Origin of the sequence: Actinomadura luteofluorescens (assembly GCF_013409365.1) — a bacterium.
GTDB classification, from domain to species: domain Bacteria; phylum Actinomycetota; class Actinomycetes; order Streptosporangiales; family Streptosporangiaceae; genus Spirillospora; species Spirillospora luteofluorescens.
Genome location: NZ_JACCBA010000001.1, coordinates 7,337,036 through 7,359,269 on the forward strand (window position 1 = coordinate 7,337,036; position 22,234 = coordinate 7,359,269).

Annotated in this window: 20 protein-coding genes, 4 tRNA genes and 2 pseudogenes; 12 read left to right on the top strand and 14 right to left on the bottom strand. The window is 73.9% G+C overall.

Going from position 1 to position 22,234, the window contains the following annotated elements:
* Positions 1-22 precede the first annotated feature (22 nt).
* Positions 23-274 carry a sigma factor-like helix-turn-helix DNA-binding protein gene (locus BJY14_RS34055; RefSeq protein WP_179847358.1) on the top strand — a complete coding sequence of 84 codons (252 nt, stop codon included), beginning with the start codon at positions 23-25 and terminating at the stop codon, positions 272-274.
* Here BJY14_RS34055 and BJY14_RS44630 read toward each other — a convergent pair.
* Positions 237-755 (bottom strand): annotated as a pseudogene (locus BJY14_RS44630) (LysR family substrate-binding domain-containing protein); the annotation flags it as partial. The gene BJY14_RS34055 and the pseudogene BJY14_RS44630 overlap by 38 nt on opposite strands.
* Positions 756-1,020: 265 nt before the next feature.
* Positions 1,021-1,230: pseudogene (locus BJY14_RS47835) on the bottom strand (LysR family transcriptional regulator); the annotation flags it as partial.
* On the opposite strand from BJY14_RS47835, the gene BJY14_RS34065 reads away from it, so the two are divergent.
* The 7 genes from BJY14_RS34065 to BJY14_RS34095 all read left to right on the top strand — a co-directional run bounded on the left by BJY14_RS34065 (position 1,229) and on the right by BJY14_RS34095 (position 5,464).
* Complete coding sequence (locus BJY14_RS34065) at positions 1,229-2,071, top strand: oxidoreductase (RefSeq protein WP_179847359.1); 843 nt, start codon at positions 1,229-1,231, stop codon at positions 2,069-2,071. The pseudogene BJY14_RS47835 and the gene BJY14_RS34065 sit on opposite strands and share 2 nt — an antisense overlap.
* A 215-nt stretch (positions 2,072-2,286) precedes the next feature.
* A tRNA-Ser gene (locus BJY14_RS34070) sits at positions 2,287-2,371 on the top strand.
* Position 2,372: 1 nt separating this feature from the next.
* A tRNA-Met gene (locus BJY14_RS34075) sits at positions 2,373-2,445 on the top strand.
* Between the two features lie 11 nt (positions 2,446-2,456).
* Positions 2,457-2,529 (top strand) — tRNA-Arg (locus tag BJY14_RS34080).
* Between the two features lie 2 nt (positions 2,530-2,531).
* Positions 2,532-2,603: transfer RNA gene (locus BJY14_RS34085), tRNA-His, on the top strand.
* Between the two features lie 158 nt (positions 2,604-2,761).
* Entirely contained in the window at positions 2,762-3,532 is a 771-nt protein-coding gene (locus tag BJY14_RS34090; RefSeq protein ID WP_179842248.1) for a transposase family protein, read from the top strand.
* An 84-nt stretch (positions 3,533-3,616) separates the two neighbouring features.
* The gene (locus BJY14_RS34095; RefSeq protein ID WP_179847360.1) at positions 3,617-5,464 is read left to right on the top strand and encodes a glycoside hydrolase family 3 protein; all 1,848 of its coding nucleotides are present in this window, start codon (positions 3,617-3,619) and stop codon (positions 5,462-5,464) included.
* A gap of 191 nt (positions 5,465-5,655) precedes the next feature.
* Here BJY14_RS34095 and BJY14_RS34100 read toward each other — a convergent pair whose 3' ends face one another.
* Both BJY14_RS34100 and BJY14_RS34105 read right to left on the bottom strand, forming a co-directional pair.
* Positions 5,656-6,933 carry an ABC transporter substrate-binding protein gene (locus BJY14_RS34100; RefSeq protein ID WP_179847361.1) on the bottom strand — a complete coding sequence of 426 codons (1,278 nt, stop codon included), beginning with the start codon at positions 6,931-6,933 and terminating at the stop codon, positions 5,656-5,658.
* Positions 6,930-8,225 carry a Gfo/Idh/MocA family protein gene (locus BJY14_RS34105; RefSeq protein ID WP_179847362.1) on the bottom strand — a complete coding sequence of 432 codons (1,296 nt, stop codon included), beginning with the start codon at positions 8,223-8,225 and terminating at the stop codon, positions 6,930-6,932. The genes BJY14_RS34100 and BJY14_RS34105 overlap by 4 nt, the downstream gene beginning before the upstream one ends.
* A gap of 116 nt (positions 8,226-8,341) precedes the next feature.
* On the opposite strand from BJY14_RS34105, the gene BJY14_RS34110 reads away from it, so the two are divergent.
* The 3 genes from BJY14_RS34110 (at position 8,342) to BJY14_RS34120 (ending at position 10,239) form a co-directional block, all read left to right on the top strand.
* Positions 8,342-9,535: an ROK family transcriptional regulator gene (locus BJY14_RS34110; RefSeq protein ID WP_179847363.1), complete on the top strand. Its 1,194-nt coding sequence runs from the start codon at positions 8,342-8,344 to the stop codon at positions 9,533-9,535.
* Positions 9,536-9,649: 114 nt separating this feature from the next.
* Positions 9,650-9,955, top strand: a complete 306-nt coding sequence (locus BJY14_RS34115; RefSeq protein WP_179847364.1) for a hypothetical protein — start codon at positions 9,650-9,652, stop codon at positions 9,953-9,955.
* Complete coding sequence (locus BJY14_RS34120; RefSeq protein WP_179847365.1) at positions 9,952-10,239, top strand: hypothetical protein; 288 nt, start codon at positions 9,952-9,954, stop codon at positions 10,237-10,239. The genes BJY14_RS34115 and BJY14_RS34120 overlap by 4 nt, the downstream gene beginning before the upstream one ends.
* Here the strand turns inward: BJY14_RS34120 and BJY14_RS34125 are convergent.
* From BJY14_RS34125 to BJY14_RS34155, 7 genes are all read right to left on the bottom strand, one after another.
* The gene (locus BJY14_RS34125) at positions 10,183-11,364 is read right to left on the bottom strand and encodes an AAA family ATPase (RefSeq protein ID WP_179847366.1); all 1,182 of its coding nucleotides are present in this window, start codon (positions 11,362-11,364) and stop codon (positions 10,183-10,185) included. The two genes, BJY14_RS34120 and BJY14_RS34125, sit on opposite strands and share 57 nt — an antisense overlap.
* Positions 11,361-12,008 (bottom strand): nicotinamide riboside transporter PnuC, encoded by a 648-nt coding sequence (pnuC, locus tag BJY14_RS34130; protein WP_179847367.1) that lies wholly within the window; start codon positions 12,006-12,008, stop codon positions 11,361-11,363. The genes BJY14_RS34125 and pnuC overlap by 4 nt, the downstream gene beginning before the upstream one ends.
* Before the next feature lie 39 nt (positions 12,009-12,047).
* Entirely contained in the window at positions 12,048-12,779 is a 732-nt protein-coding gene (locus BJY14_RS34135; protein WP_179847368.1) for an anti-sigma factor, read from the bottom strand.
* Positions 12,776-13,363, bottom strand: a complete 588-nt coding sequence (sigK, locus tag BJY14_RS34140; RefSeq protein WP_179847369.1) for an ECF RNA polymerase sigma factor SigK — start codon at positions 13,361-13,363, stop codon at positions 12,776-12,778. The genes BJY14_RS34135 and sigK overlap by 4 nt, the downstream gene beginning before the upstream one ends.
* Before the next feature lie 65 nt (positions 13,364-13,428).
* On the bottom strand, positions 13,429-14,784 hold the full coding sequence (locus BJY14_RS34145) for a sulfite exporter TauE/SafE family protein (protein ID WP_218905712.1): 1,356 nt from the start codon (positions 14,782-14,784) through the stop codon (positions 13,429-13,431).
* A complete protein-coding gene (locus tag BJY14_RS34150; protein ID WP_179847370.1) occupies positions 14,781-16,091 on the bottom strand; it encodes a tetratricopeptide repeat protein in 1,311 nt (436 codons plus the stop codon). The genes BJY14_RS34145 and BJY14_RS34150 overlap by 4 nt, the downstream gene beginning before the upstream one ends.
* Positions 16,091-17,653, bottom strand: a complete 1,563-nt coding sequence (locus tag BJY14_RS34155; RefSeq protein ID WP_179847371.1) for a DUF4331 domain-containing protein — start codon at positions 17,651-17,653, stop codon at positions 16,091-16,093. Before BJY14_RS34155 ends, BJY14_RS34150 begins: the two co-directional genes overlap by 1 nt.
* A gap of 250 nt (positions 17,654-17,903) precedes the next feature.
* Here BJY14_RS34155 and BJY14_RS34160 point away from each other — a divergent pair, with 250 nt between their 5' ends.
* Positions 17,904-18,689 carry an SDR family NAD(P)-dependent oxidoreductase gene (locus BJY14_RS34160; protein WP_179847372.1) on the top strand — a complete coding sequence of 262 codons (786 nt, stop codon included), beginning with the start codon at positions 17,904-17,906 and terminating at the stop codon, positions 18,687-18,689.
* A gap of 66 nt (positions 18,690-18,755) precedes the next feature.
* Here BJY14_RS34160 and BJY14_RS34165 read toward each other — a convergent pair whose 3' ends face one another.
* The 3 genes from BJY14_RS34165 to pdhA are packed head-to-tail and all read right to left on the bottom strand — an operon-like array spanning position 18,756 to position 22,231.
* Positions 18,756-20,048: a dihydrolipoamide acetyltransferase family protein gene (locus tag BJY14_RS34165; protein ID WP_179847373.1), complete on the bottom strand. Its 1,293-nt coding sequence runs from the start codon at positions 20,046-20,048 to the stop codon at positions 18,756-18,758.
* Positions 20,045-21,094, bottom strand: a complete 1,050-nt coding sequence (locus BJY14_RS34170) for an alpha-ketoacid dehydrogenase subunit beta (RefSeq protein WP_179847374.1) — start codon at positions 21,092-21,094, stop codon at positions 20,045-20,047. The genes BJY14_RS34165 and BJY14_RS34170 overlap by 4 nt, the downstream gene beginning before the upstream one ends.
* 9 nt (positions 21,095-21,103) lie before the next feature.
* Positions 21,104-22,231 (bottom strand): pyruvate dehydrogenase (acetyl-transferring) E1 component subunit alpha, encoded by a 1,128-nt coding sequence (gene pdhA / locus BJY14_RS34175; protein WP_179847375.1) that lies wholly within the window; start codon positions 22,229-22,231, stop codon positions 21,104-21,106.
* Positions 22,232-22,234 lie beyond the last annotated feature (3 nt).

Consider the following 22,234-nt stretch of genomic DNA (forward strand, 5'->3'; position numbering starts at 1 on the left):
AGTTCGTCGTGTGGCACTGCGAATGGGCAAAGACATCGGTTCGTTCGCCCCCGGTTCGCCGGGGGAGCGGATGCGCCCCGCGGTGGTCGCCCGGGCCTTCCAGGGGCTGCCGCCCGCGCACCGCGAGATCCTCGCCGAGACGGTCTTCCGGGACCGGTCGGTCAACGAGGCCGCCGCCTCGCTGGGGGTGCCGGTCGACGTGGTCAAGGTCCGCGTCTACCACGCGCTCCGGGCGCTCAGCGCGGCCGTGGAGACGCCGCGGACGTACGCCTGAGGCCCGCCAGGTCGCGGACGATCGCGGCGAACGCCTCGACGAGCGGGCCCCCGTCCGCCCAGGCGAGCGCGACGCGCAGCGGTTCCACGTCCGTGAGCGGCACCCAGGACAGTCCGGGGCGCGCGTAGTACAGCGCCATGCTGGACGGCGCGAAGCAGATGGCCGTGCCCTCGGCGACCTGTTCGAGCATCTCCTCGACGTTGTCGTTGGTCGGGCCCCAGCGGGGGGCGGACCCGTCCGGTCTGGGGTTGACCGCCCACCAGTCCACCCACTCGCGGGGCGCGCGCTCGGTCCACATGAGGGGCTCGTCCTTGACGTCCATGATGGACACTCCCTCGGCGGAGGCGAGCGGGTGGCCCGCCGGGAGGCCCACGACGCGCGGCTCGGTGTGGACGACCTCCGAGTGCAGGCCGCCGAGGTCGGCGGGCAGCCACACGAACGCCACGTCCACCTGCCCGGCGCGGAGCGCGGCGGTCTCGCCGCCCCAGTCGAAGCGCTTGGGCTCGACGCGGACGCCGGGGTGGGCGCGGGCGAACTCGGCGCGGGGCCCGGGTCGTCAGCTCGCCTGCGCCGCTGGCCTCGAACCCGACGCGCAGGACGCCGGTCTGCCCGCGCCGGTGCCGTTCGGCCACGGCGGCGACGCGGTCGGCCTGCCGGACGGTGCGGCGCGCCTCGGCGATCACGTCGCGGCCGGCCGGGGTGGGGGTCACGCCGCCCGCGTGCCGGTCGAACAGCCGGACGCCGAACTCGGCTTCGAGCCTGCGCAGCGCGTAGGAGAGTGCGGGCTGGCTGACGTAGAGGGTCTCGGCGGCCCGGCCCAGGTTGCCCGCGTCGGCGATCGCGGCGAGATAGCGCAGCTGGCGCAGCTCCATACGGCGATCATAAACGCTCTTTATCGGCCGGAAGGATCTCTGTCTTGGACGGCGGGACCGGTGAACTGCGATAACTACCGGCATGACGAACAACTCTGAGAAGGCACGGGTCTGGCTGATCACCGGGGCGAACTCGGGTTTCGGGAGGGCGATCGCGGAGGCGGCGCTGGCCGCCGGGGACACGGTGGTCGCGGCGGCGCGGCGCCCGGAGACGCTGGACGATCTGGTGGCGCGCCACCCGGGCCGGGTCGGCGCGGTCGAGCTGGACGTCACCGATCCGGCACGGATCGCGGACGTGGTCGCGGACGCGATCCTGTGGCACGGGCGGATCGACGTGCTGGTCAACAACGCCGGGCGCGGCGTCGTCGGCGCCGTGGAGGAGACCACCGACCGCGAGCTGCGCGAGCTGATGGACCTGCACTTCTTCGGCCCGGCCGCGCTGACCCGCGCGGTGCTGCCGCACATGCGCCGCCAGGGGAGCGGCGCCGTCGTGCAGATGTCGAGCATGGGCGGCCGGTTCTCCTTCCCCGGCGTGGGCGCCTACTCGGCCACCAAGTTCGCTCTGGAGGGGCTGTCGGAGGCGCTGGCGCAGGAGGTCGCCCCGTTCGGGATCAAGGTGCTGGTGGTCGAGCCTGGCGCGTTCCGGACGTCGTTCGCCGGCGGCGGCCTGCACCGGACGGCCGCGATGCCGGAGTACGCCGGCAGCGTCGGCCCGGTCCGGGCGAACCTGCCGGGCAGCGACGGGAAGCAGCCGGGCGATCCGGCCAAGGCCGCCGCGGCGATCCTGAAGGCGCTGGAGGCCGACGACACGCCGCTCCGGCTGCCGCTGGGCAACGACGCCGCGGACGCCGTGGACGCCGCCCTCACCGGTGCGCGCGAGGAGTTCGCGGCCTGGGAGCCGGTCTCCCGTGGCACTGATTTCTAGGAATGAGGCGATAAATGGGTTGCCGGGGCGGAACCGCCCCGGCACCATGGACATCGAAGGTGAGAACGCCGGAACGACGGGATCGGAAAGGGGAGCCGCGATGCGACGTCATCGAATGCGCAGCAGCCATTCCGGTCTCGGGAGCCGCCGACGGACGTGACCCGCACGTTCTGACGCCGACCGCCCGAAGACCACGGGCGGTCTTTTTCGTTTCCGGAGGGTTGGCCGAGCGGAAAGGCAGCGGCTTGCTAAGCCGTCGTCAGGGTCACCCCTGCGCGAGTTCGAATCTCGCACCCTCCGCGCTGAGCAGGGACGCTGGTGCGTCCGGCGGCCTCATAAACCGCAGCAGGCAGGTTCGATTCCTGCGCTCAGCACGCAAGAACACGTCTCCGTGGCGCAGTGGAGAGCGCGCCGGGTTGCGGACCCGGAGGTCGCAGGTTCGATTCCTGCCGGAGATACGGCTTTCGTGGTGTAGTGGTCTGCACACCAGGTTGTGGTCCTGGTGGTGTCGGTTCGATCCCGACCGAGAGCCCTATGTGCTTTTGTCCGACAGTGAGCCTTTTTCAGCGGCAGTTCGATGTGCGCTGATCACAGCATGATCGCGGACGGTGTGGGCGGTGCCGGACGTCAAGAAACCCCTGGTAGGACGGTTGGTCTCTCACAACGTCCCGTCCCCACCAGAGGCCTCACATGCTTTTGTACCGTGCTTCGCTGCCGTTGTCGCGCCGGACCCTGGCCTACGCCACCGGTGTCGTCCGCCGCCACCGCCAGGCCCTCGGCAGCAGGGGCCGGTGCCTGCCCCCGGGCATGCAGGCTCTGATGACCTTGGTCTACCTGCGCAAGGGCGAGACCTACGCCGAGCTGGGCGCCGGATTCGGCGTCTCCACCGCCACCGCGTGGCGCTACGTCAACGAGACCGTCGACCTTCTCGCCGCCCGAGCGCCCAAACTCGGTGCGGCGCTGGCCAGAGCGGTCAAAGCCGGGCTGCCTTACCTGGTGCTGGACGGCACGTTGGTCTCGATCGACAGGGTCGCCGCCGACCGGCCCTACTACTCGGGAAAACACCGCCGCCACGGCATGAACCTCCAGGTCATCGCCGCACCGGACGGGACCTTGCTGTGGGTGTCGGGACCGCTGCGCGGCTCGGTCCACGACCTGACCGCGGCCCGGATCTGGGGCGTCGTCCGGGCACTGGCGGCCACCGGGCTGCTGGTGCTGGCCGACAAGGCCTACCAGGGCGCCGGCGCGCACATCCTCACGCCCTACAAGGGACGCGACAAGCCCGAACCGCAAAAGGACGCCAACCGTGCACACGCCAAGCTCCGCGGCCCCGGCGAACGCGCGAATGCCCAGCTCAAGTCATGGCGAATCCTGCGGAAGCTGCGCTGCTGCCCCCACCGCGCCGGACGCCTCGCCAAGGCCATCCACACCCTGCAACTCCGCGAGACCGCAGCACGCTGAAAAAGGCTCAGTGACCGGCAGATATTGCTCAGGTGCTGGTATCCGGTTGCGTTGCGTTTGATCGAACCTGGAAAAACCTTCCGCATGTACTGTTCCTCCCCGCGGGCGTCGCGGACCCGCGTCCTCGGCCTGAGCGTGCTCGCCCTGCTCGCGCTGACCGTCCACGGCGGTCCCGTCCGGGCGGCCTCGGGCCCCGCCCCCTACCTCGACCCGCAGCTGTCGGTGGGGGACCGCGTCGACGACCTGCTCGACCGGATGAGCCTCACCGACAAGCTCGGCCAGATGACACAGGCGGAGCGGCGGTACGTGACGCCGGAGGAGGTCACCCGCTACCGGATCGGGTCGGTGCTGTCGAGCGGAGGGTCGGCGCCCAGCCCGAACACGCCGCGGAGCTGGGCGGACATGTACGACGGACTCCAGCGGGCCGCGCTCGCCGCGCCGCTGCGCGTCCCGATGATGTACGGGGTGGACGCGGTGCACGGCCACAACAACGTGGCCGGTGCGACGATCTTCCCGCACGACATCGGGCTCGGCGCGGCCCGCGACCCGGCACTCGTCCGCCGGATCGGCGCGGCGACCGCGGCGGAGATGACGGGGACGGGCGTGGACTGGGACTTCGCGCCCTGCCTGTGCGTGGTCCGCGACGACCGCTGGGGCCGGACCTACGAGTCGTTCGGCGAAGTGCCCGAACTGCCCGCGGCCATGACGACGCTCATCGACGGGCTGCAGGGGCGCGAGCTGGACGGACCGACGTCCGTCCTGGCCACGGCGAAGCACTACCTCGGGGACGGCGGCACCGAGGGCGGCGACGACCGCGGCGACACCAGGATCCCGGAGAAGGAACTGCGCGCCGTCCACCTGCCGCCGTTCCGCGCGGCCGTGAAGCGCGGCGTGGGCTCGGTGATGGTCTCCTACAGCTCGTGGAACGGGCTGAAGATGCACCGGAACAAGTACCTGATCACCGATGTCCTCAAGCGCGAGCTGGGCTTCACCGGCTTCGTCGTGTCCGACTACAACGGCATCGACGAGATCGACGGGAAGCGGGGCTTCACCAAGGACGAGGTCGCGGCCGCGGTCAACGCCGGGATCGACATGGTCATGGTCCCGGCCGAGTGGCGCCGGTTCATCGACTACCTGCGGGACGCGGTGAAGGACGGGACCGTCCCGATGTCCCGCGTCGACGACGCGAACCGCCGCATCCTGACCAAGAAGTTCCAGCTGGGCCTGTTCGAGCGGCCGATGGCCGACCGCGCGTACCTGGGGGCGGTCGGGAGCGCCGAGCACCGCGCGCTCGCCCGGCGCGCGGTCGCCGGGTCGCAGGTGCTGCTGAAGAACGCCGGCGGCGTCCTGCCGCTGGACGACGACGACAAGGTCTTCGTCGCGGGCCGCAGCGCCGACGACATCGGCATGCAGTCCGGCGGCTGGACGATCAGCTGGCAGGGCGCGCCCGGCCCGACCACGAAGGGCACGACGATCCTGCGGGGCATCCGCGAGGCGGCGGACCCGTCCGCGACCGTCACCTACAGCAGGGACGGGACGGGGATCGACCGGTCCTACGACGCGGCGATCGCGGTCGTCGGGGAGAAGCCGTACGCCGAGTACCACGGTGACCTCACCGGTGACATGGGCCTCGACGCCGCCGACCTGAAGACGATCGACCGGCTGCGCGCGTCCGGCGTCCCGGTGGTCGTGGTGCTGGTGTCGGGGCGCCCGCTGGACATCGCGACGGAGCTGCCCAAGTGGAACGCGCTCGTCGAGGCGTGGCTGCCGGGCAGCGAGGGGGCGGGCGTCGCCGACGTCCTGTACGGGGCCGTCGCGCCCACCGGCAGGCTTCCGGTGACATGGATGCGCACGGCCTCCCAGCAGCCCATCAACAAGGGCGACGGCAAGAAGCCCCTGTTCCCCTTCGGCTACCGCCTCACGTACGACTAGGCTGTGTTTTCACAGTCCCGGCCCACTTCGCTCGCCTGGCGGCTCGCTACGTGTCCTGGCCTGGGCGAACGCGGCATCGCTTCGCGATCTGCCCGGTTCCGCTCGCCTCCGGCCTCGCTCCACCGGCCAGGTCACGCGTTCGCGCGCGTGGCTTAGGCCACTTCGAGACCGGCCCTAGAGCACGGGGTCCTCTAGTCGGCCAGGGCCGTCAGTGCCTTCTGGAGGTCTTCGGCCGCCCGGTCCACCGGTTCCTTCCCGGTGAGCGCCGCGGTGACGTGCTCCTGGATGGCGCTGCTGACCTCGTTGTACCGGACGACGACCGGGCGCGGCCGCGCCTTGTCCATGCCCTGCCTCAGCACCGGCAGGTACGGATACCGCTTGATCATTTCGGGGTCGGTGTAGAGGGCGGCGAGGGAGAGCGGGAACGACTGGGCGCGGCCGTACTCGTTCTGGATCGCGGGGCCGACGATGTGGGCGATGAAGTCGCGTGCGGTGGCCTGGTGCTTGGAGAACGCCGAAACGGCCAGGTTGTTGCCGCCGAGGGTGCCGGAGCCGGGCCCGCCCTCGCCCGGGATCGGCGCGACGCCGAACTTCCCGGCCACCTTCGAGCCGTCCTTCTCGGCGGCGAGCGCGTACACGTACGCCCAGTTGCGGTGGAAGACGAGGTGCCCCTCCTGGAAGGCGCGGCGGCCCTCCTCTTCCTTGAACGTGATGGCCTTCTGCGGGATCGTGCCGTTCCGGAAGCCGTCCACCAGGAACCTGAGCCCCGCCTTGGCCTGCGGGGTGTTCACCCTCGGCCTGCCCGAAGGGTCGAAGACCTCGCCGCCCGCGGACTGGACGGCCTCGGAGTAGTTGACCGTGAGCCCCTCGTACCTGCCGTACTGGCCCGCGTAGCAGTCGGCGCCCTTGCCCTCGGGCGTCCGGCGGACCTTCGCGCAGTCCTCGCGCAGCTCGGCCCACGTCTTCGGCGGGCCCTTCACCCCGGCCCCGGCGAGGAGGTCCTCGCGGTAGTAGAGGACGCCGGTCCCGGTCAGCCACGGCGCCGCGTACAGCCTGCCGCGGTACTTCCCGGTCTCCAGGGCCGCCGGGACGAACGAGGAGGCGTCCACCAGCCCGTCCGGCAGAGGCAGGATCCAGCGGCGCGCGGCGAACTCCGCCGTCCACACCGCGTCCAGCCGGACGACGTCGTAGGCGTCCGACTTGATCTGCATGTTCTGGACGAGCTGCTGCCGCGCCTGGTCGCCGTCCTCGGGCAGCTCGACGAGCCGGACCCTCTCCTTCGGATGGCCGTCGTTCCACGCCGCGACGAGCCGCTGTACGGTCCGGGTCAGGTCCTTGCCGGTGGCGACGGTGATGGGCCCCCGGCCGTCGTTGCCGGCGGGCGGCGACCCGCCGGACGAGTCGCCGCAGGCGGCCGGCGCGAGGAGCAGGGACAGCGCGGCGGCGCCCAAGAGCGGTCTGACGGTCACGGGTGCACCGTGCCTTTCGCCGGAGGTGACTGCGTGCCCAGGTCGACGACGGCGCCGTCCAGCCGGGCCCGTTCGGCGGCCCACACGACGCGGTGCGAGGCGAGGCTCTCGCGGGGGCCGGAGTGGAGCGGGGCCGGGTCGCCCGCGGCCAGCGCGGCGACGAAGGCGTCGGCCAGCGCGTCGTCGTCGTGGTCGTGGCGGCCGTCGGACGCGCCCTCGGGAGGGACGGCCCCGGGCTCGACGACCTCGGTCGCGCCGGTGACGAAGTCGCGGACCGTGATGCGGACGCCGTCGCCCTCCAGGGAACCGGCCGTCCCGAAGACGCGCGTCTGGCGCGGGGCGGCCGCCGAGAACGCGGTCATGGTGAACACGCCGGTCGCGCCGGACGGGAACTCCATGTTCACGACCTGGTGGTCGACCACGTCGTTGTCGCACGCGTAGACGCAGCGCCCGTACGGGCCCTCGCGCAGCGCCCGCAGGACGCCCGCCTCGGTGCGGTCGTCGGTGACCGCGCCGAGCGGCCACCTCTCGCGGCCGGGATCGCCGAGGCACGACAGGTACAGCCGGGTCGCGGAGTAGGAGCAGCGGGGCTCCACGGCGCAGTCGACGCAGCGGTCGGCGGCGCCTTCCGGCCGCTCCTCCGGCCGGAAGTGCGACAGCCGCCCGAACGAGGACACCCGCGCGGGAACCTCGCCCATCAGGTGGATCAGCCAGTCGACGTCGTGGCAGGACTTCGTCATCAGCATCGGGCCGGACTCGTCCGCCCGCCGCCAGTTGCCGCGCACGTAGGAGTGGGCGTGGTGCCACCAGCCGACCGGTTCGAGGTGCTGGACGCTGACCGGCGCGCCGATCCGGCCGTCCTCGATCAGCCTCCTGAACGCGCGCGTGTACTCGGTGTAGCGCATCACGTGGCAGACGGCGAGCATCACCCCTTCGCGCTCGACGGCGTCCACGATGCGCAGCGCGTCCGCCTCGGACGTCGCCATCGGCTTCTCCAGCAGGATGTGGCAGCCGAGGCCGGCGAAGCGGATCGCGGGCTCGGCGTGCTCGGCGTCCTGCGTCGCGATGATCACGCCGTCGGCGGGGCGGCCCCGCGCGGCCATCTCGCGCCAGCCGGGGAACGTCCGCTCCGGCGGGAGGCCGTGCTCGGCGGCGAACCGGGCGCGCCGCGCCGGGTCGGGCTCGGCGACCGCGACGATCCGGCCGGCCCCGGCCTCCCGGATCCGCGCCGCGTAGGCGCGGCCGCGCAGCCCCGCTCCGGCCACCGCGATCGTCGGCCCCGTCCGCTGCATCGTCGCGCACCCCTCCGACCTGGCCGTCCGCACCGGCGGGCGACTTACGCAAGGTGTTTTCATAAGTAGTCTGGCAATAATGTCGTCCGTCCGCCGAACGCTGTCAAGGGGTACCCGTGCCGCACCACTCTCTCCACGGAGGCGACCCCTCGGTGCTCCGCAGGCTCAACTCCGCCGCGACGCTGCGCGCGCTGCGCGACGGCGGCGAGGCGACGTTGTCGGAGCTGGCCCGGCGCGTCGGGCTGTCCCGGCCCACCACCGAGGGCGTGCTGGGCGAGCTGATCGACCGCGGCCTGGCCGCCGAGGACGCGCCGCGCCCGGGCGGCGGGCTCGGCCGGCCCGCCCGCCGCTACCGGTTCCGCGCGGAGGCCGGTCACGCCCTCGGCGTCGACGTCGACGCGCACCGGGTGCGGCTGCTCGTCGCCGACCTCGCCGGGGAGGTCGCCGGCGGGCACCGCGCCGACCTCCCCGGCGGCGCCGCCCCCGGGGAGCGGATCGCGGCGGTGCGCGCCGCGGTCAAGGACTGCCTGGCCGGGGCGGGCGTCGACCGCCGGTCGCTGCGGGCCGTCGCGGCCGGCACCCCCGGCGTCGTCGCCCCGGACGGGACGGTCACGTCCTGCACGGTCGTGCCCGGATGGGAGGGCGTCCACCTGGCGCGCGAGCTGGGCCGCTCGTTCTCCTGCCCCGTCCTCGTCGAGAACGACGCCAACCTCGCCGCCATGGCCGAGCGGTGGGTCGGCGCCGCCCGCGACGCCGACGACGTCGTCTGCGTCCACGCCGCCCTGCACACCGGCATGGGCGCGATCATCGGCGGCCGCCTGCACCGGGGCCGCTGGGGGGCGGCGGGCGAGATCGGCATGCTGGACGAGCTGGGCCTGCGGGACACGACCGCCTCCCTGGTGCCGGACGCCGGTTCCGGTCCCCTCTTCGAGGAGGCGGAACGCGTCCTGGACGCGGCCGGGCGCGGGTCCGCGGAGGCGCGGGATCGGGTGGAGCGGCTCGCCGCCCGGATGGCGCGCGGCGTCGCGGCGATGGCCCTCGCCCTCGACCCGGAGATGATCGTGGTCGGCGGCCCCCTGGCCGGGACCGGCGCGCCGCTGGTCGCCGCGCTGCGCGAGCGGGTCGCGCCGCTGTGCCTGAGCCCCGTCCGGATCGAGGGATCCGAGCTGGGGGACGAGTCGGTCGCCCTCGGCGCCGTGCGCCTCGCCCTCGACCGGATCGACGAGGACCTGTTCCGCCTCGACCCCCCGCATCAGCATCAACCTCCCGGAACAGACCCGCGCCAACAAAACGCCGTTGCGCCGTCCTGATCCGGAGGAGATCAATACGCTGCGTACCGCCCAATGACCCTCTGTGCTGTCGGCGGTGCCCGGTAGGGTCTCCGTTGTACGGGTGAGAGGGGACACCGAACGGACAGGAGCGACATGAGCGCACAACCTGTAGAGCCACTCCTCCCGGGCCAGGTCCACCGGGTCCCGAGGACGATCAAGGGCATCGCCGACTGGCTGACGGAAGAGAAGCGCACCAGGTTTCTCAAGGAGGTCATGGCCGCCAAGGAAGAGGAAGACTACAGGCGGGTCATGGACGACTGGTGGGCCGAGGCTCACCTGGCCCAGATCCCCGACCGCGCGGAGCGCCGCGCCAGGGCGCGTAGGGCCGACCGGAGCGAGCTGGTCTCGCTCGAAGAGCTCAAACGGCGGTTCCTGTCGGAGGAAGACGCGGAGAAGTGACCGCCGGCCGCAGCGGCTGGACGGTCTTCTGCGAGAAAGAGGCCTCCGATGTGATCGAGGCCATGCCCCCCGCGCTGAAGAACTCGGTGGTCCGGTTCTTCTGCGACTTCGCGGTCGCGGGCGGCCTGGCCATCGACACCGGAGGCAGTCCCCCCGGAAGGCCGTTGGATGACGCCGATCTCGAATTTCGACTGGTGGTCGACGGCACCTCGATGTTCTTCGACTACCTAATCCTCGCCGACATCAAGGAGTTCCGCGTCACGAACATGATCTGGCTCGGTTGAACCGGTGGCCGGGGGCTGGGGCTTCAGCGGGGCGCTGAAGTGCCAGCTTTCGGCCAGCAGGGCTTCGGTCGCCTCGACTGCGGCGGCCAGGCGGCGCTCGTGGGGGCCCGTCACGGTGATGTGCGGGAGGCCCCGCTTCTCCAGCTCCTCCCGGAAGCGCGCCGACATCCACGACCTGATCAGCTCGCCGTCGCGCCAGCCGTCCTGCTCGAAGGGGACGCCCTCGGGGTCGGTGAGGATCCACAGGTGGTGCGGGGTCCGCCCGTGGACGGCCTCGACCTCGGGGGCCGGTGCGCCGAGGTAGCGCTCGTGCCAGATCGCCGTGGCGAACGCGTCGGTGTCGCAGACCAGCAGCGGCGAGCCCGACCGGGTCGCCGCGTCCTCCAGCGCCGCGTGGCGCTCGGCGATCTCGGTGAACTCGGCCGACTCCCACGTCAGGTCGTCCAGCCACAGGGACGGGTCGCCCGCCCGCCGGCGCGCGGCCGCCAGCTTCTCCTCGGTGAACGTCCGGCCGTACTCCGGCACCCACCGGGTCGCCGCCCACACCCCGCCGCGCTCCGCGTAGTGGATCGCGAGCGCGCGGGCCAGCGTGGTCGTGCCGGTCGACTCGGCGCCCACCACCACGACCCGCCGCGCCAGATACGCCCGGACGGGCGGCGAGAGGTGGTCCCAGTTCCCCGCCGGGTCCTTCCGCACGGCGGTGCCGCTCACCGGGAAGCGCTCGCGCGGCGGGTCGACCGGGACGTGCACGGCCGAGAAGCGCTCGGCGAGCTCCGGCCCGTACGCCTCCGAGCTGAACACCGCGTCCACCGGCGGGACGGACGCGCCGAGCCCCGACCGCATCGCCAGGCCCGCCCGGAACGCCGCGACGTGCGCCGACCAGGCCTCGTCGGACCCGTAGTCGATCTCGGCGTCGTCCACCACCGGGACGATCTCCACGTGCGGCTGCCGGTGCGCCTCGCGCAGCCACGCCGTCCGCAGCGCGAGCGGGATGCTCTCCGCGGTGGACGCCGCCACGACGACGCTCACCCGGGCGCAGGACGCCGCGGCCGTGTCGATCAGGTGGTGGTGCCCGGCGTGCGGCGGATAGAACTTGCCGATGACCAGGCCGTGCTCGTGCGTCATACGGCCGCCGCGGGGGCGAGGGGCCGCGCGCGCAGGTCGCGGTGCCAGGCCAGCAGCCCTGACACGCACAGCGCCAGGAAGACGAGGTAGAGGGCGCTGGTGAGCTTGAGGTCCTTGGCGAAGTACAGCGGGATGTAGACGAGGTCGGCGGCGATCCACAGCCACCACGACTCCAGCAGCTTGCGCGACTGCCCGTAGGTCGCCATGAGGGAGAGCGCGGTGGTGAGGGCGTCCCAGAACGGCACGGTGGAGTCCGTCCAGGCCGACAGTGCCCAGGTCAGCAGGGCGGTGCCCGCGGCCCCCGCGGCGATCAGGGCCGCCCACTCGGCGCCGCGCGTGCGCCGCACCGGGAGCCGGTCGCGGCCGTCGCCGCCGTACAGCCACACCCACCAGCCGTAGAGCTGGAGCGCGACGTAGACGACCTGGAGCCCGGCGTCGGCGTAGAGGCCGCCGTCCAGGAACACCAGACCGAGCAGGATCACGTTGGCGATGCCGATCGGCCAGTTGAGGATGTTCTGCCGGACGACGAGCCACACGTTGACCGCGCCGGTCGCGAAGCCGAGCAGCTCCGCCCACGTGGTGGGGACCGACCCGAGGTGGAAGGCGGGGTCGAGCAGGGGGCCGAGCGGGACGTTCACCGACATGCCCGCCATGATCACATATCGTCAGTCAGACGACAAGTATCAGGCGAGGTCGACCAGCACGAGCGGCTCCGTCGTCGGCCGCGCGGACCCGCCGGCGGGCTCCACGGTCACGCCGACCTTGTCCCGCGGCCGCCACGTTCCGGCGACGACCGGGCGGCCCGGGTCGCTGGGCATCAGGCCCGCCGAGCGGGGGCCGTCCGCGCCGATCAGCCACAGCTGGTACGCCTTCGAGGACGGCAGAGCCCGCAGCCCGGACGAGGCCACGACCACCCCGCCGCGCGACGCGGACGCGACGACCGTGACCGTCCCGCCGCCCGCGGCGCGGCCCGTCGCCGAGCGCGCGTCCGGCGCCGACAGCACCGACGCCACGTCCCGGTAGGCGGCCTCAGTGCGCTGGATGCGCTGCCGTTCGTGGACCGCCACCCCGACGGAGGCGGCCGTCACCAGGCAGGCGGCCGCGGCCAGCCCGGCCGCGGCGGCGCGCCGCCACCGCCGCGGCCGGATCGGCCGCACGTCCGCGTCCCGGCCCGCAGGGGCGGGCGGCAGCTGCAGGACGTTCCGGACGTCCGCCAGCACCCGGGCCCGCAGCCGCGGCGGCGGGGCCTCGGTGACCGCCAGGCCCAGCCGGGCCGTCGTCGCCCGGAACTCGCGCAGCTCGGTCGCGCACGTCTCGCACCCGGCGAGGTGCTCCTCGAACGACCGCCGCTCCCCGGCGTCGTCGATCGCGTCCAGCGCGTACGCGCCGGCGAGGGCGTGCAGATCGTCCGTCACCGTTCCACCCCCAGGCAGTCGCGCAGCCGGATGATGCCGTCGCGCATGCGGGTCCGCACCGTGTTCGGCGGCGCGCCCACCAGCGCGGCCACCTCACGATAGGAGTGCCCGCCGTAGTAGGCGAGCGTCACCGACTCGCGCTGCAGGCGCGTCAGCGTCCCGAGGCAGCGCCGCACCCGCTCGTGCTCCAGCCGCGCCTCGACCCGCTCGCCCACCGGGTCGTGCGCACCGCCCGCCCCGGGGTGGACGGTCCTCGCCTCGCGTTCGCCCGCGGCCTGCTCGCGCCGGACGCGGTCCACGGCCCGGCGGTGCGCGATCGTCAGGATCCACGCCATCGCGCCGCCGCGGCCCGGGTCGTAGCGGGCGGCGGACCGCCACACCTCGATCATCACCTCCTGCGTCACCTCCTCCGCCATCGCCGGATCGCGGACGACCCGCCGCGCCAGCCCGTGCACGGGCGCCGCGGCCACGTCGTACAGCAGCTCGAACGCGCGCTCGTCGCCGCGCGCCGTCCGGCCGAGCAGCGCGTCCGCGTCATGCCCGGGCACCGTTCCGCCGTCCGGCGGCCTCGTCTCTGCCGGCATGCCGCGCTCCCCTCCGTGGACCGTCCACCCGGCACTACGCATCCGGGGCCGTCCAGGGTCGGAACTCACAGGACCAGGCTCCGCAACGTGAGTCCCAGCCCGAGGACGACGACCGTCGCGGACGTCCCTATCGGCATCATCGCGCTGGGAAGCCGGGGCCGTATGGCCGGAATGCGCCGCGCCAGGGCGCGTGCGGAACCGGCGACGAGGAGGCCGACCGCGGTGAGCGCGGCGGCGAGGCCGAGCCCGTAGGCCAGGACGAGGACGACCCCGAACCAGGCCCGTCCGATCGCCGCGCCGCCGACCAGCACCACGACCGCCGACGGGCTCGGCACCATGCCGCCCGCCAGCCCCATCAGCACGACCCCGCCGCGCCGTGACCTCGCGGGCCCGTGCCCATGCCCGTGGCCGTGGGTGTGGGTGTGGTGCCGGTTGCGCAGGGCGCGCCACAGCAGCAGCGCACCCGCCGCCGTCACGAGGACACCGCCCGCCGCGCCGAGCCAAGGGAACAGCGCCTCGGGCGCCAGCAGGGCCCCGGTCGTCACGAGCAGGCCGAGGGCCAGGACGCCGGCCGTGTGGGTGAGCGTGACGGTGAGGCCGAGCGCGAGGACGTCCCGCGTCCTGCGCCGCCCGTCCCCGATCGCGTGCGCCGCCATGATCGTCTTGCCGTGGCCGGGCGCGAGCGCGTGCAGCGCGCCGAGCAGCAGCGCGACCAGGAACGCCAGGGCCGCGAAGCCGGGCGTGAGGTCGTGCCTCGCGACCAGCGACGTGAACCGCCGGGTCAGCCCGTCGGCGCCGCGCGGCAGCAGCGTTCCGGGCCCGGCGCCTCGCGCGGGGGCCGCGAGCGGCGGCCCGCCCGCCCGCACGTCGAGGGTCGCCGACCGCTGGTCGGGCGGGGAGGCGAGCAGGTCCGCCGGGTAGGCGGTGAGGCGGCGGCTGCGCGACGACCCGGGCACGCCGGACGCGGCGAGCGTCATCCGGTCGCCGCGCGCGGTGATCTCCCGCCAGCCGATCCGGCCGTCGCCGCCGGCCCGGAAGGAGACCGTCCCCGGTCCGGCGGGCGCGGTGATCCGGCATTCGAGCCGCAGCGTCGGCAGCCCCGCCTGCCCGCGCGGTGCCGACGCGGTGGCGGACGCGACCGTCGCGGTGACGGGACGCCCGTCCACCGCGACGCGCAGGGACGAGGCGGCCCGCGCGCAGGCGCCGCCCGCCCACGCCGCCAGCTCGCCGTCCGACGGGCGCCCGTCGTGGTCGGCGTCGAGCCCCGGCATCGCCTGCGCCGCGGGGATTTCGGCGCGGTCCTCGACATGGTCGATCCGCAGTTCGTGCGGCGCCGCGACCAGCCCGTCGTAGTGGTTGACGGTGAAGTTGCCCAGGGGATGCGCGGCGAGCACCCCGGCGGCGAGCGCGAGAACGATCACGACGCGCCTCCCAGTTCGTCCAGGGCCGCCTTGGCGCGCGGTGCCCACAGCGGGGAGAAGGCGGGATTGCGGCGCAGTGACCCGGCGAGGTCGCGCCGCGCGGCGGCCCGCTCGCCGAGGGCCATCTCGATGAGGCCGAGATGGAACCGGAAGGACGCGCGGCGGTACCCGGTGGCCGTCGCCTGCCGGGCGTAGCGGAGGGCCTCGCCGTCCCGCCCGTTGACGTGCAGCGCCCAGGCCAGGGCGTCGGCCGCGTGCACGCTGCACTGCCGCACGCGCGCGCCGGGGCAGCGCCTCCGGTACTCGGCCCGCGCCGCCCGCAGCGCGTCCCCGGTGTCGCCGTGGTCGCTCTCGGACAGCGCGGTCTCCAGGTCGGCGTCGACGCCGCCGGCCCTGGCGATCCGTGCCCACGCCGTCGCGACCGCGTACTGCCGTTCCGCCTCGTCCCGGCGTCCGGCCGACTCCAGCAGCTCCCCGTACTCGGTGACGTACTGGGGGAGGGGGAGCCGCTTGACGATCCCGGCCCGCACGGCGAGCGCCCCGGCCGTGTCGCCGCGCGCGGCCCTGACGCGGGCCTCGCCGTCCAGGGCTGGCAGGTGGCCGGGGGACAGGCGCAGCGCCTCGGCGTACTCGCGCCCCGCCCGGCCGAGGTCGCCGTCGTTCCAGGCCAGCTCGCCGAGCTGCACCGCGATGTAGGCCAGGTCGCCGCGGTCGGTGGCGGAGGCCCGCGCGAGCCCCAGCACCCGGCGCGCCTCCGCGACCTCTCCGCGCAGCTCCCGCACGTACGCGAGCCGGGTGAAGACCGGAACCCCCGGACGGACGGCGTCCGCCCGCCGCGCGGCGGCCAGCGCGTCGCCGTAGCGGCCGAGCTCCACCAGCGCGTCCACCCGGACGGCGGCGGCCCGCTGCGCGTAGGGGTTCGCCTTGAGCGCCCGGTCCGCGTACCGCAGCGCCCCGTGGAAGTCGTGGCGCGCCGCAGCGAGCGCGCCGAGCCCGGCCAGCGCGCCGTCGTTCCCGGGCGCCTCACGGAGGGAGCGGTGGAGCACCTCTTCCGCCTTCGGGTAGTACGCCGGATCCGCGGTCACACGGGCCTGCTCCACGTACGCGATTCCTAGGGACGCCCAGCCGGCGGCGTCACGGGGCTGCTCGCGCAGCCTCTTCTGCAGGCCGGGGATGCCCGGGGCAGGGGCCCCGGCCGGGGCCGCCGCGGCGCGCTCCCCGGACGGGCGGCCGAACGCGACCGCCGATCCGAGGGTGAGCGCGGCGACGAGCCCCGCCACCGAGGCCCCGGTGAGGAGGGGACGCATCAGCTCTCGTGCCGTCCCGCCGAGGGACGGCGCCGCCGCAGCCACAGCAGCCCGCCGGTCAGCAGGAACGCCCCCGCGCCCGCCGCCGCGGCGACCGGCGCCAGCGAGATCGTCCCGTCCTCGCCGCCCGAGGTGCTCTCGGTGGCGCCCGCGTTGAGGAAGTTCACCTTCCCGCCGTCGCCCCTGCCCGCCGTGCCCGCGGCCTTCGTCCCCGGCTTCCTCGCGCCGCGCACGTCCGACCCCGAGTGGGGCTGCGCCACGTACGGGAAGCTCGTGCCGAACCCGGCGTCGTTGGCGTTCACGGCGTCGCCGAGGTCGTTCTTCTTGCCGAGCAGCTCGCCCTCGACGGCCTGCAACTCGATGTCGACGACGTCGTCGGTGAGCCGCCGCCCGTTCGGGAAGCCCGCCTTGTCCCCGCCGAGGACCCCCAGCCGGTCCGGCTTCGCGGCCGGCCGGACCGAGGTGTTGAGCCGCAGCAGCTCCGCGGGCCGGACGTGCGCCGGCTGGTTCAGCCCCGGCACGCCGGTGAGGAACGCCTGGACGAGGTCCTTGCGCGGCCCGGGCGGTGCCGGGATCTTGTAGATCTTCTCGATGAGCTTCGGCAGCTCGGGGTCGGTGACGAACCCGGCGAACTGCGCGTCCTGCCACGGAGTGGACGCGTTGAAGGCGTCCTTCTTCCCGCGCGGGACGACCACCTCGTTCACCAGCGGGCTCCCGAGCCGCGACACCTGCGCGTAGGCGCCGGACGCGGAGAGCCGCGACACGGTCGAGTTCACCCCGATCACCGGGTCGTGCCCCGTGACGAGGTGGCGCGTCGGGATCTGCAGCGCGACCGTGTTGACGTTGTATCCGCTCAGCGTGTCGTTCCCGACCTCCTTCAGGTTCGCGCCGTACAGCAGGTCGAACACCCGCAGGTCGAGGAAGAACGGGTCGTCGGCCTGCCCGGCGAACGAGGTCGTCCCGTCACCGAGCGGCCTGACCGCCTGGGCGCGCAGCCTCGCGTAGTCCGGCATGGACGCCTTGCCCACGTTGGACGGCGCGACGGGCGCGTTCCCGGCGAGCGTGTGCGTGCTCCGGACCTGGCCGCCGACCCTTCGGACCAGCGTCAGGTCGTAGGTCTGCGTGAAGTTGAGGTCGGGGTCGTCCAGGCTCGTCACCGGCCCGGTGTTGTAGAGGAAGGTGTTCGCGTTCTTCAGCCGGTCGTGGAAGCGGAACCGGTAGGTGAGGTCGGGCAGGGAGTCGCCGTCGTTGTCGACGTTCAGGTCGTACCTGGCGTCCCGCGCGAACTTGGAGAAGTTCGGCCCGCCGGCCGGGTCCTGGAACGGGATGAAGTTCGCGATCAGCGTGGTGGTGTCCGGCTTGTCCGGACTGACGAACGCGTAGACGTCGGTGTTGTCGTACTGCGGCTGCCCCGAGATGAGCGGTGCCTCGCGGTGGCTGGACGCGGTGCCCTGCCTCGGCGCGAGTCCGGCGAACCCGCCCGCGCACAGCAGACCCGCGGCCGCGGCCAGCGCGGCGACCCGCGCCCTGGACGTTCCCCCGGCTGGATGGAGTGTCGGCATCGTGGAACCCTCGCCGGTCTCCGGGTGCCCGCCGCGGCGGCGCCTTTCCGTGGCGCTGGGCCGTGTTGCCGCGGCGCCGGATCGACCGGTCTCTTCGCCATGCCCGCGGGTACTTCGCGGCCCCCGCCGGATCTGATTGGTCGGGCCCGGCCGCTGGCCGGATACGGCCACGCCCGGGCCGCCCTCGCTTGACAATGAGTGAGCACTCACTCAGAATCGGAGGAGACGGCATCCCGGCAAGGAGGCACCGATGTATTCCGAGCTCAACGGCATGGTCGCGGTCATCACCGGCGGCTCGCGCGGCATCGGCGCCGCCACGGCGCGCGCGTTCGCCGCCGAGGGCGCGCGGGTCGCCGTCATCGGCCGCGACCGGGAGGCGCTCGACCAGGTGGCCAAGGAGACCGGCGGGATCGGCGTCGTCGCCGACGTCACCGACCTGGCCGCCCTCGACTCCGCGCGCGGGCGGATCGAGGACGGGCTCGGCCCGGCCGGCGTCCTGTGCGCGTTCGCGGGCGGCGGCATCGCGCGTCCCGGCCCGACCGCGGCCATGACCGAGCGGGAGTGGCGGTCGGTCCTGGACGGCAACCTCACCGCGACCTTCCTCACCCTGAAGGCATTCCTGCCCGGCATGCAGGAGCGCCAGGCCGGTTCGATCATCACGATGTCGTCGTCGGCCGGGCGACTGCCGACGAACCTGCCGGGCGGCGGCGGCCGGGAGCTGGGCAACCCGTGGGGCGCCCCCGTCGCCTACGAGGCCGCCAAGGCCGGCGTCCAGGCCCTCACCCGCCACGCCGCCGCCGAGGCCGGGCGGGACGGCGTCCGCGTCAACTGCGTCGCGCCCGGCACGATCCGCACCGAGCGCACCGCGCGGTTCATGCCCGAGGAGACCCAGGCCGCCGTGGCCGCCTCCCACCCGCTCGCCCGTCTCGGCGAACCGGGCGACGTCGCGTCCGCCGCGCTCTTCCTGGCCTCGTCCCAGTCCGCGTGGCTGACGGGCCTCACCCTCGACGTCACCGGCGGCCGCGTCATGCTCTGAACACCGGCAGGACGCGGAAGGGCCCTCGCCGCCTGCGGCGAGGGCCCTTCCGTGCGTCGTGCGCGGCTACGCGACGATGAGCAGCGGGTTCTGGAGCAGCTCGGCGAGGCGGGCCAGGAACTTCGCGGCCGTCGCGCCGTCGGTGGCGCGGTGGTCGACCGACAGGGTCACCGTCATGCGCTTGCCTGGGACGACCTGGCCGTCGCGGACGACAGGTTCGTCGCGGACGGCGCCCACGGCGAGGATGGCGGCCTCCGGCGGGTTGATCACCGCGGAGAACGAGTCCACACCGAACATGCCGAGGTTGCTGACGCTGAACGTGCCGCCGCTCATCTCCCGCGCGGACAGCTTGCCGTCGCGGGCCTTGGCGGCGAGCTCGCGGGTCTCCCGCCCGATCTGCGAGACGCTCATCCGGTCGGCGTCGCGGACGACCGGCACGACGAGGCCGTCCTCGACCGCCACCGCCACGCCGACGTGCACCCGCTTGTGGAAGAGCAGGTTCTCCTCGGTGTAGGAGACGTTCACCGCCGGGTGCTCGCGCAGCGCCGTCGCCACCGCCTTCACGACCAGGTCGTTCACGCTGACCTTCGCCGGGGCGAGCGCCTCGTTCAGCGTCGCGCGGAAGGCCAGCAGGGCGTCGGCGTCCACCTCGCGGTTCAGGTAGAAGTGCGGCGCCTCGCGCTTGCTCTCGGTCAGCCGCCTGGCCGCCACCTTGCGGAAGCGGTTCAGCGGGACGGCCTCCACGTCCGGGTCGTCGGCTCGGGCCTGGACGGCGGGCGCCGCCGCCGCGGGGGCGGCGGGGGCCTGGGCGGCGGCCGGAGCGGGCGCCGCCGGGCCGGCGGCGCGCACGGCGGCCTCGATGTCGGCGCGGACGATGCGCCCGCCCGGACCGGAGCCGCTGAGCGCGGTCAGGTCGATGCCGTGGTCGCGGGCGAGCCGGCGCGCCAGCGGCGACGACGGCGGCCGGGAGGCGGCCGGACGTCCACCCGCCTGCGGCGGGGCGGCAGTGGCGACCGGCGCCGGCTCGGCCGCAGCCTCGGCGGCGGGCTCCGGCTCGGCGGCGGCCTCCGGCTCGGCCGCGGGCCGCGACTCGGCGGCGGGCGCGGGCTCGGGACGGGCGCCGCCCGCGGGGGCGATCACCGCGATCGGGGCGCCGATCGCGGCGGTCTCGCCCTCGCCGACGAGGATCTTCTCCAGCACGCCGGCCTCGTAGGCCTCGTACTCCATGACCGCCTTGTCGGTCTCGATGTCGACGATGACGTCGCCGACCGCGACCTCGTCCCCCGGCTGCTTCTGCCAGGAGCTGATGACGCCCTCCTCCATCGTGTCGGAGAGGCGGGGCATGAGGATCTCGGTCATCGCGCGGGCTCCAGAGCGGGTCGCGGGGACGTGGCGTCCGTCCCCGGCGTGGTGCGGCCGGTCGCGCGGAGCGTGGCGCGCACGGCGGTCAGCAGGGACTCGGCGGACGGCAGCGCCGCCGTCTCCAGGGACTTGGCGTAGGGGAGCGGCACCTCGGCCATCGCGACGCGCCGGACGGGGGCGTCCAGCCAGTCGAAGGCGCCCTCCTGGATCGTCGCGGCGATCTCGGCGCCGATGCCGTAGGTCAGCCAGTCGTCCTCGGCCACGACGGCGCAGCCGGTCTTGCGGACCGACTCGACGACCGTCTGCCGGTCGAGCGGGCGCAGGCTGCGCAGGTCCACGACCTCGGCGGAGACGCCCTCGGCGGCGAGGGTCTCGGCGACCTCCGAGGCGACGCGGGCCATCCGGGAGTAGCCGATGATCGTGATGTCGGTGCCGGGACGGGTCACGGCGGCGCGGCCGATCTCGGCGGGCTCGACGTCCTCGACCGGGGCCGGCAGCTCGCCCTTGGTGTTGTAGAGGGCGAGGTTCTCCAGGAACAGCACCGGGTCGTCGTCGCGGATCGCGGCCTTCAGCATCGCCGACGCCTCGGCGGGCGTGCTCGGCGCGAGCACCTTCAGGCCGGGGATGAACGAGTAGAACAGCTCGACGTTCTGCGAGTGGGTGGCGCCGAGCTGCTGCCCGCCGCCGCCCGGCGTGCGGATCACCATCGGCACGCTGGCCTGCCCGCCGAACATGCCGTAGATCTTCGCGGCGTGGTTGACGATCTGGTCCAGCGCCAGCAGCGAGAAGTTGATCGTCATGATCTCCACGACGGGGCGCAGGCCGAGCATCGCGGCGCCGATCGCGGCGCCGACGAACCCCTCCTCGGCGATCGGGGTGTCGCGCACGCGGCGCGGCCCGAACTCCTTCAGCAGCCCCTCGGTGATCTTGTAGGAGCCCTCGAAGAGCCCGATCTCCTCACCCATCAGGAAGACGTTCTCGTCGCGGAGCATCTCGGCGCGGAGCGTGTCCCGGAGGGCCTGGCGGTAGGTCACGGTTGCCATGGATGCCTCTCAGGAACCGAATACGGGGTCGGCGGGGAGCCTGCGCAGCTCGCCCGGGACCGGGGTGGCGTAGGTGTAGTCGAACAGCGTCGACACGTCCGGCGCGGGGCTCTCGTCGGCGAACGCGGCGGCGGCGTCGACCTCCGCCGTCACCTCGGCGTCGAGCCGGTCGCGCTCGTCGGCGGACAGGACGCCCGCCTCCTCCAGCTCCAGCGCGATCCGGGCCAGGGGGTCGGCGGCCTTCAGGGCCTCCTTCTCCTCCTTGGACCGGTAGCGGGCCGGGTCGACGACCGAGTGGCCCTTCAGCCGGGGGCTGACGGTCTCCAGCAGGTAGGGCCTGCTCTCGGCGCGGGCGCGCTCGACGGCGGTGCGGGCGGCGTCGCGCACCGCGACCACGTCGGCGCCGTCCACCCGCATGCTCTCCATCCGGTACGCGGCGCCGCGCCGGTACAGCTCCGGCTCGGCCGAGGAGTTCGCGACGGTGGTGCCCATGCCGAGACCGTTGTTGATCACGACGAAGACGACCGGGAGGTTCCATAGGGCGGCGATGTTCAGCGACTCGTGGAACGCTCCGATCGCGGTCGTCCCGTCGCCCATCTGGCACATGACGACCTCGTCGCCGCCCTTGTAGGAGACGGCGAGCGCCGCGCCGGCCGCGAGGGGCACCTGCCCGCCGACGATCCCGTACCCGCCGAGCAGCCGCGCCTCGGCGTCGAACAGGTGCATCGACCCGCCCCAGCCCTTGGACACGCCCGTGGACCGCCCGTACAGCTCGGCCATCACGCGGTCGGCGCCGATGCCCTTGGCAAGGGCGTAGCCGTGCTCGCGGTAGTTGGTGAACAGGTAGTCGGTGGGGCGCAGCGCGGCCATCAGCCCGACGACCGTCGCCTCCTCGCCGAGGTTCAGGTGGCAGTAACCGCCGATCTTGGCCTCGGTGTAGGCGCGGGCCGCCCGCTCCTCGAACCGCCTGATCAGCAGCATCTGCCGGTAGTAGCCGACGAGCGTGCCGGCGTCGGCCGCCGGGGACGCCGCCTCCGGCGCCGCCGCGTCGGTCTTCGGCTCGGGGGCCTGGGCGCCGCGCGCCCTCCGGCCCCGGGCCGGTGCGGCCCTCTCAACCGACTGGACGGTGTCAGCCATCGG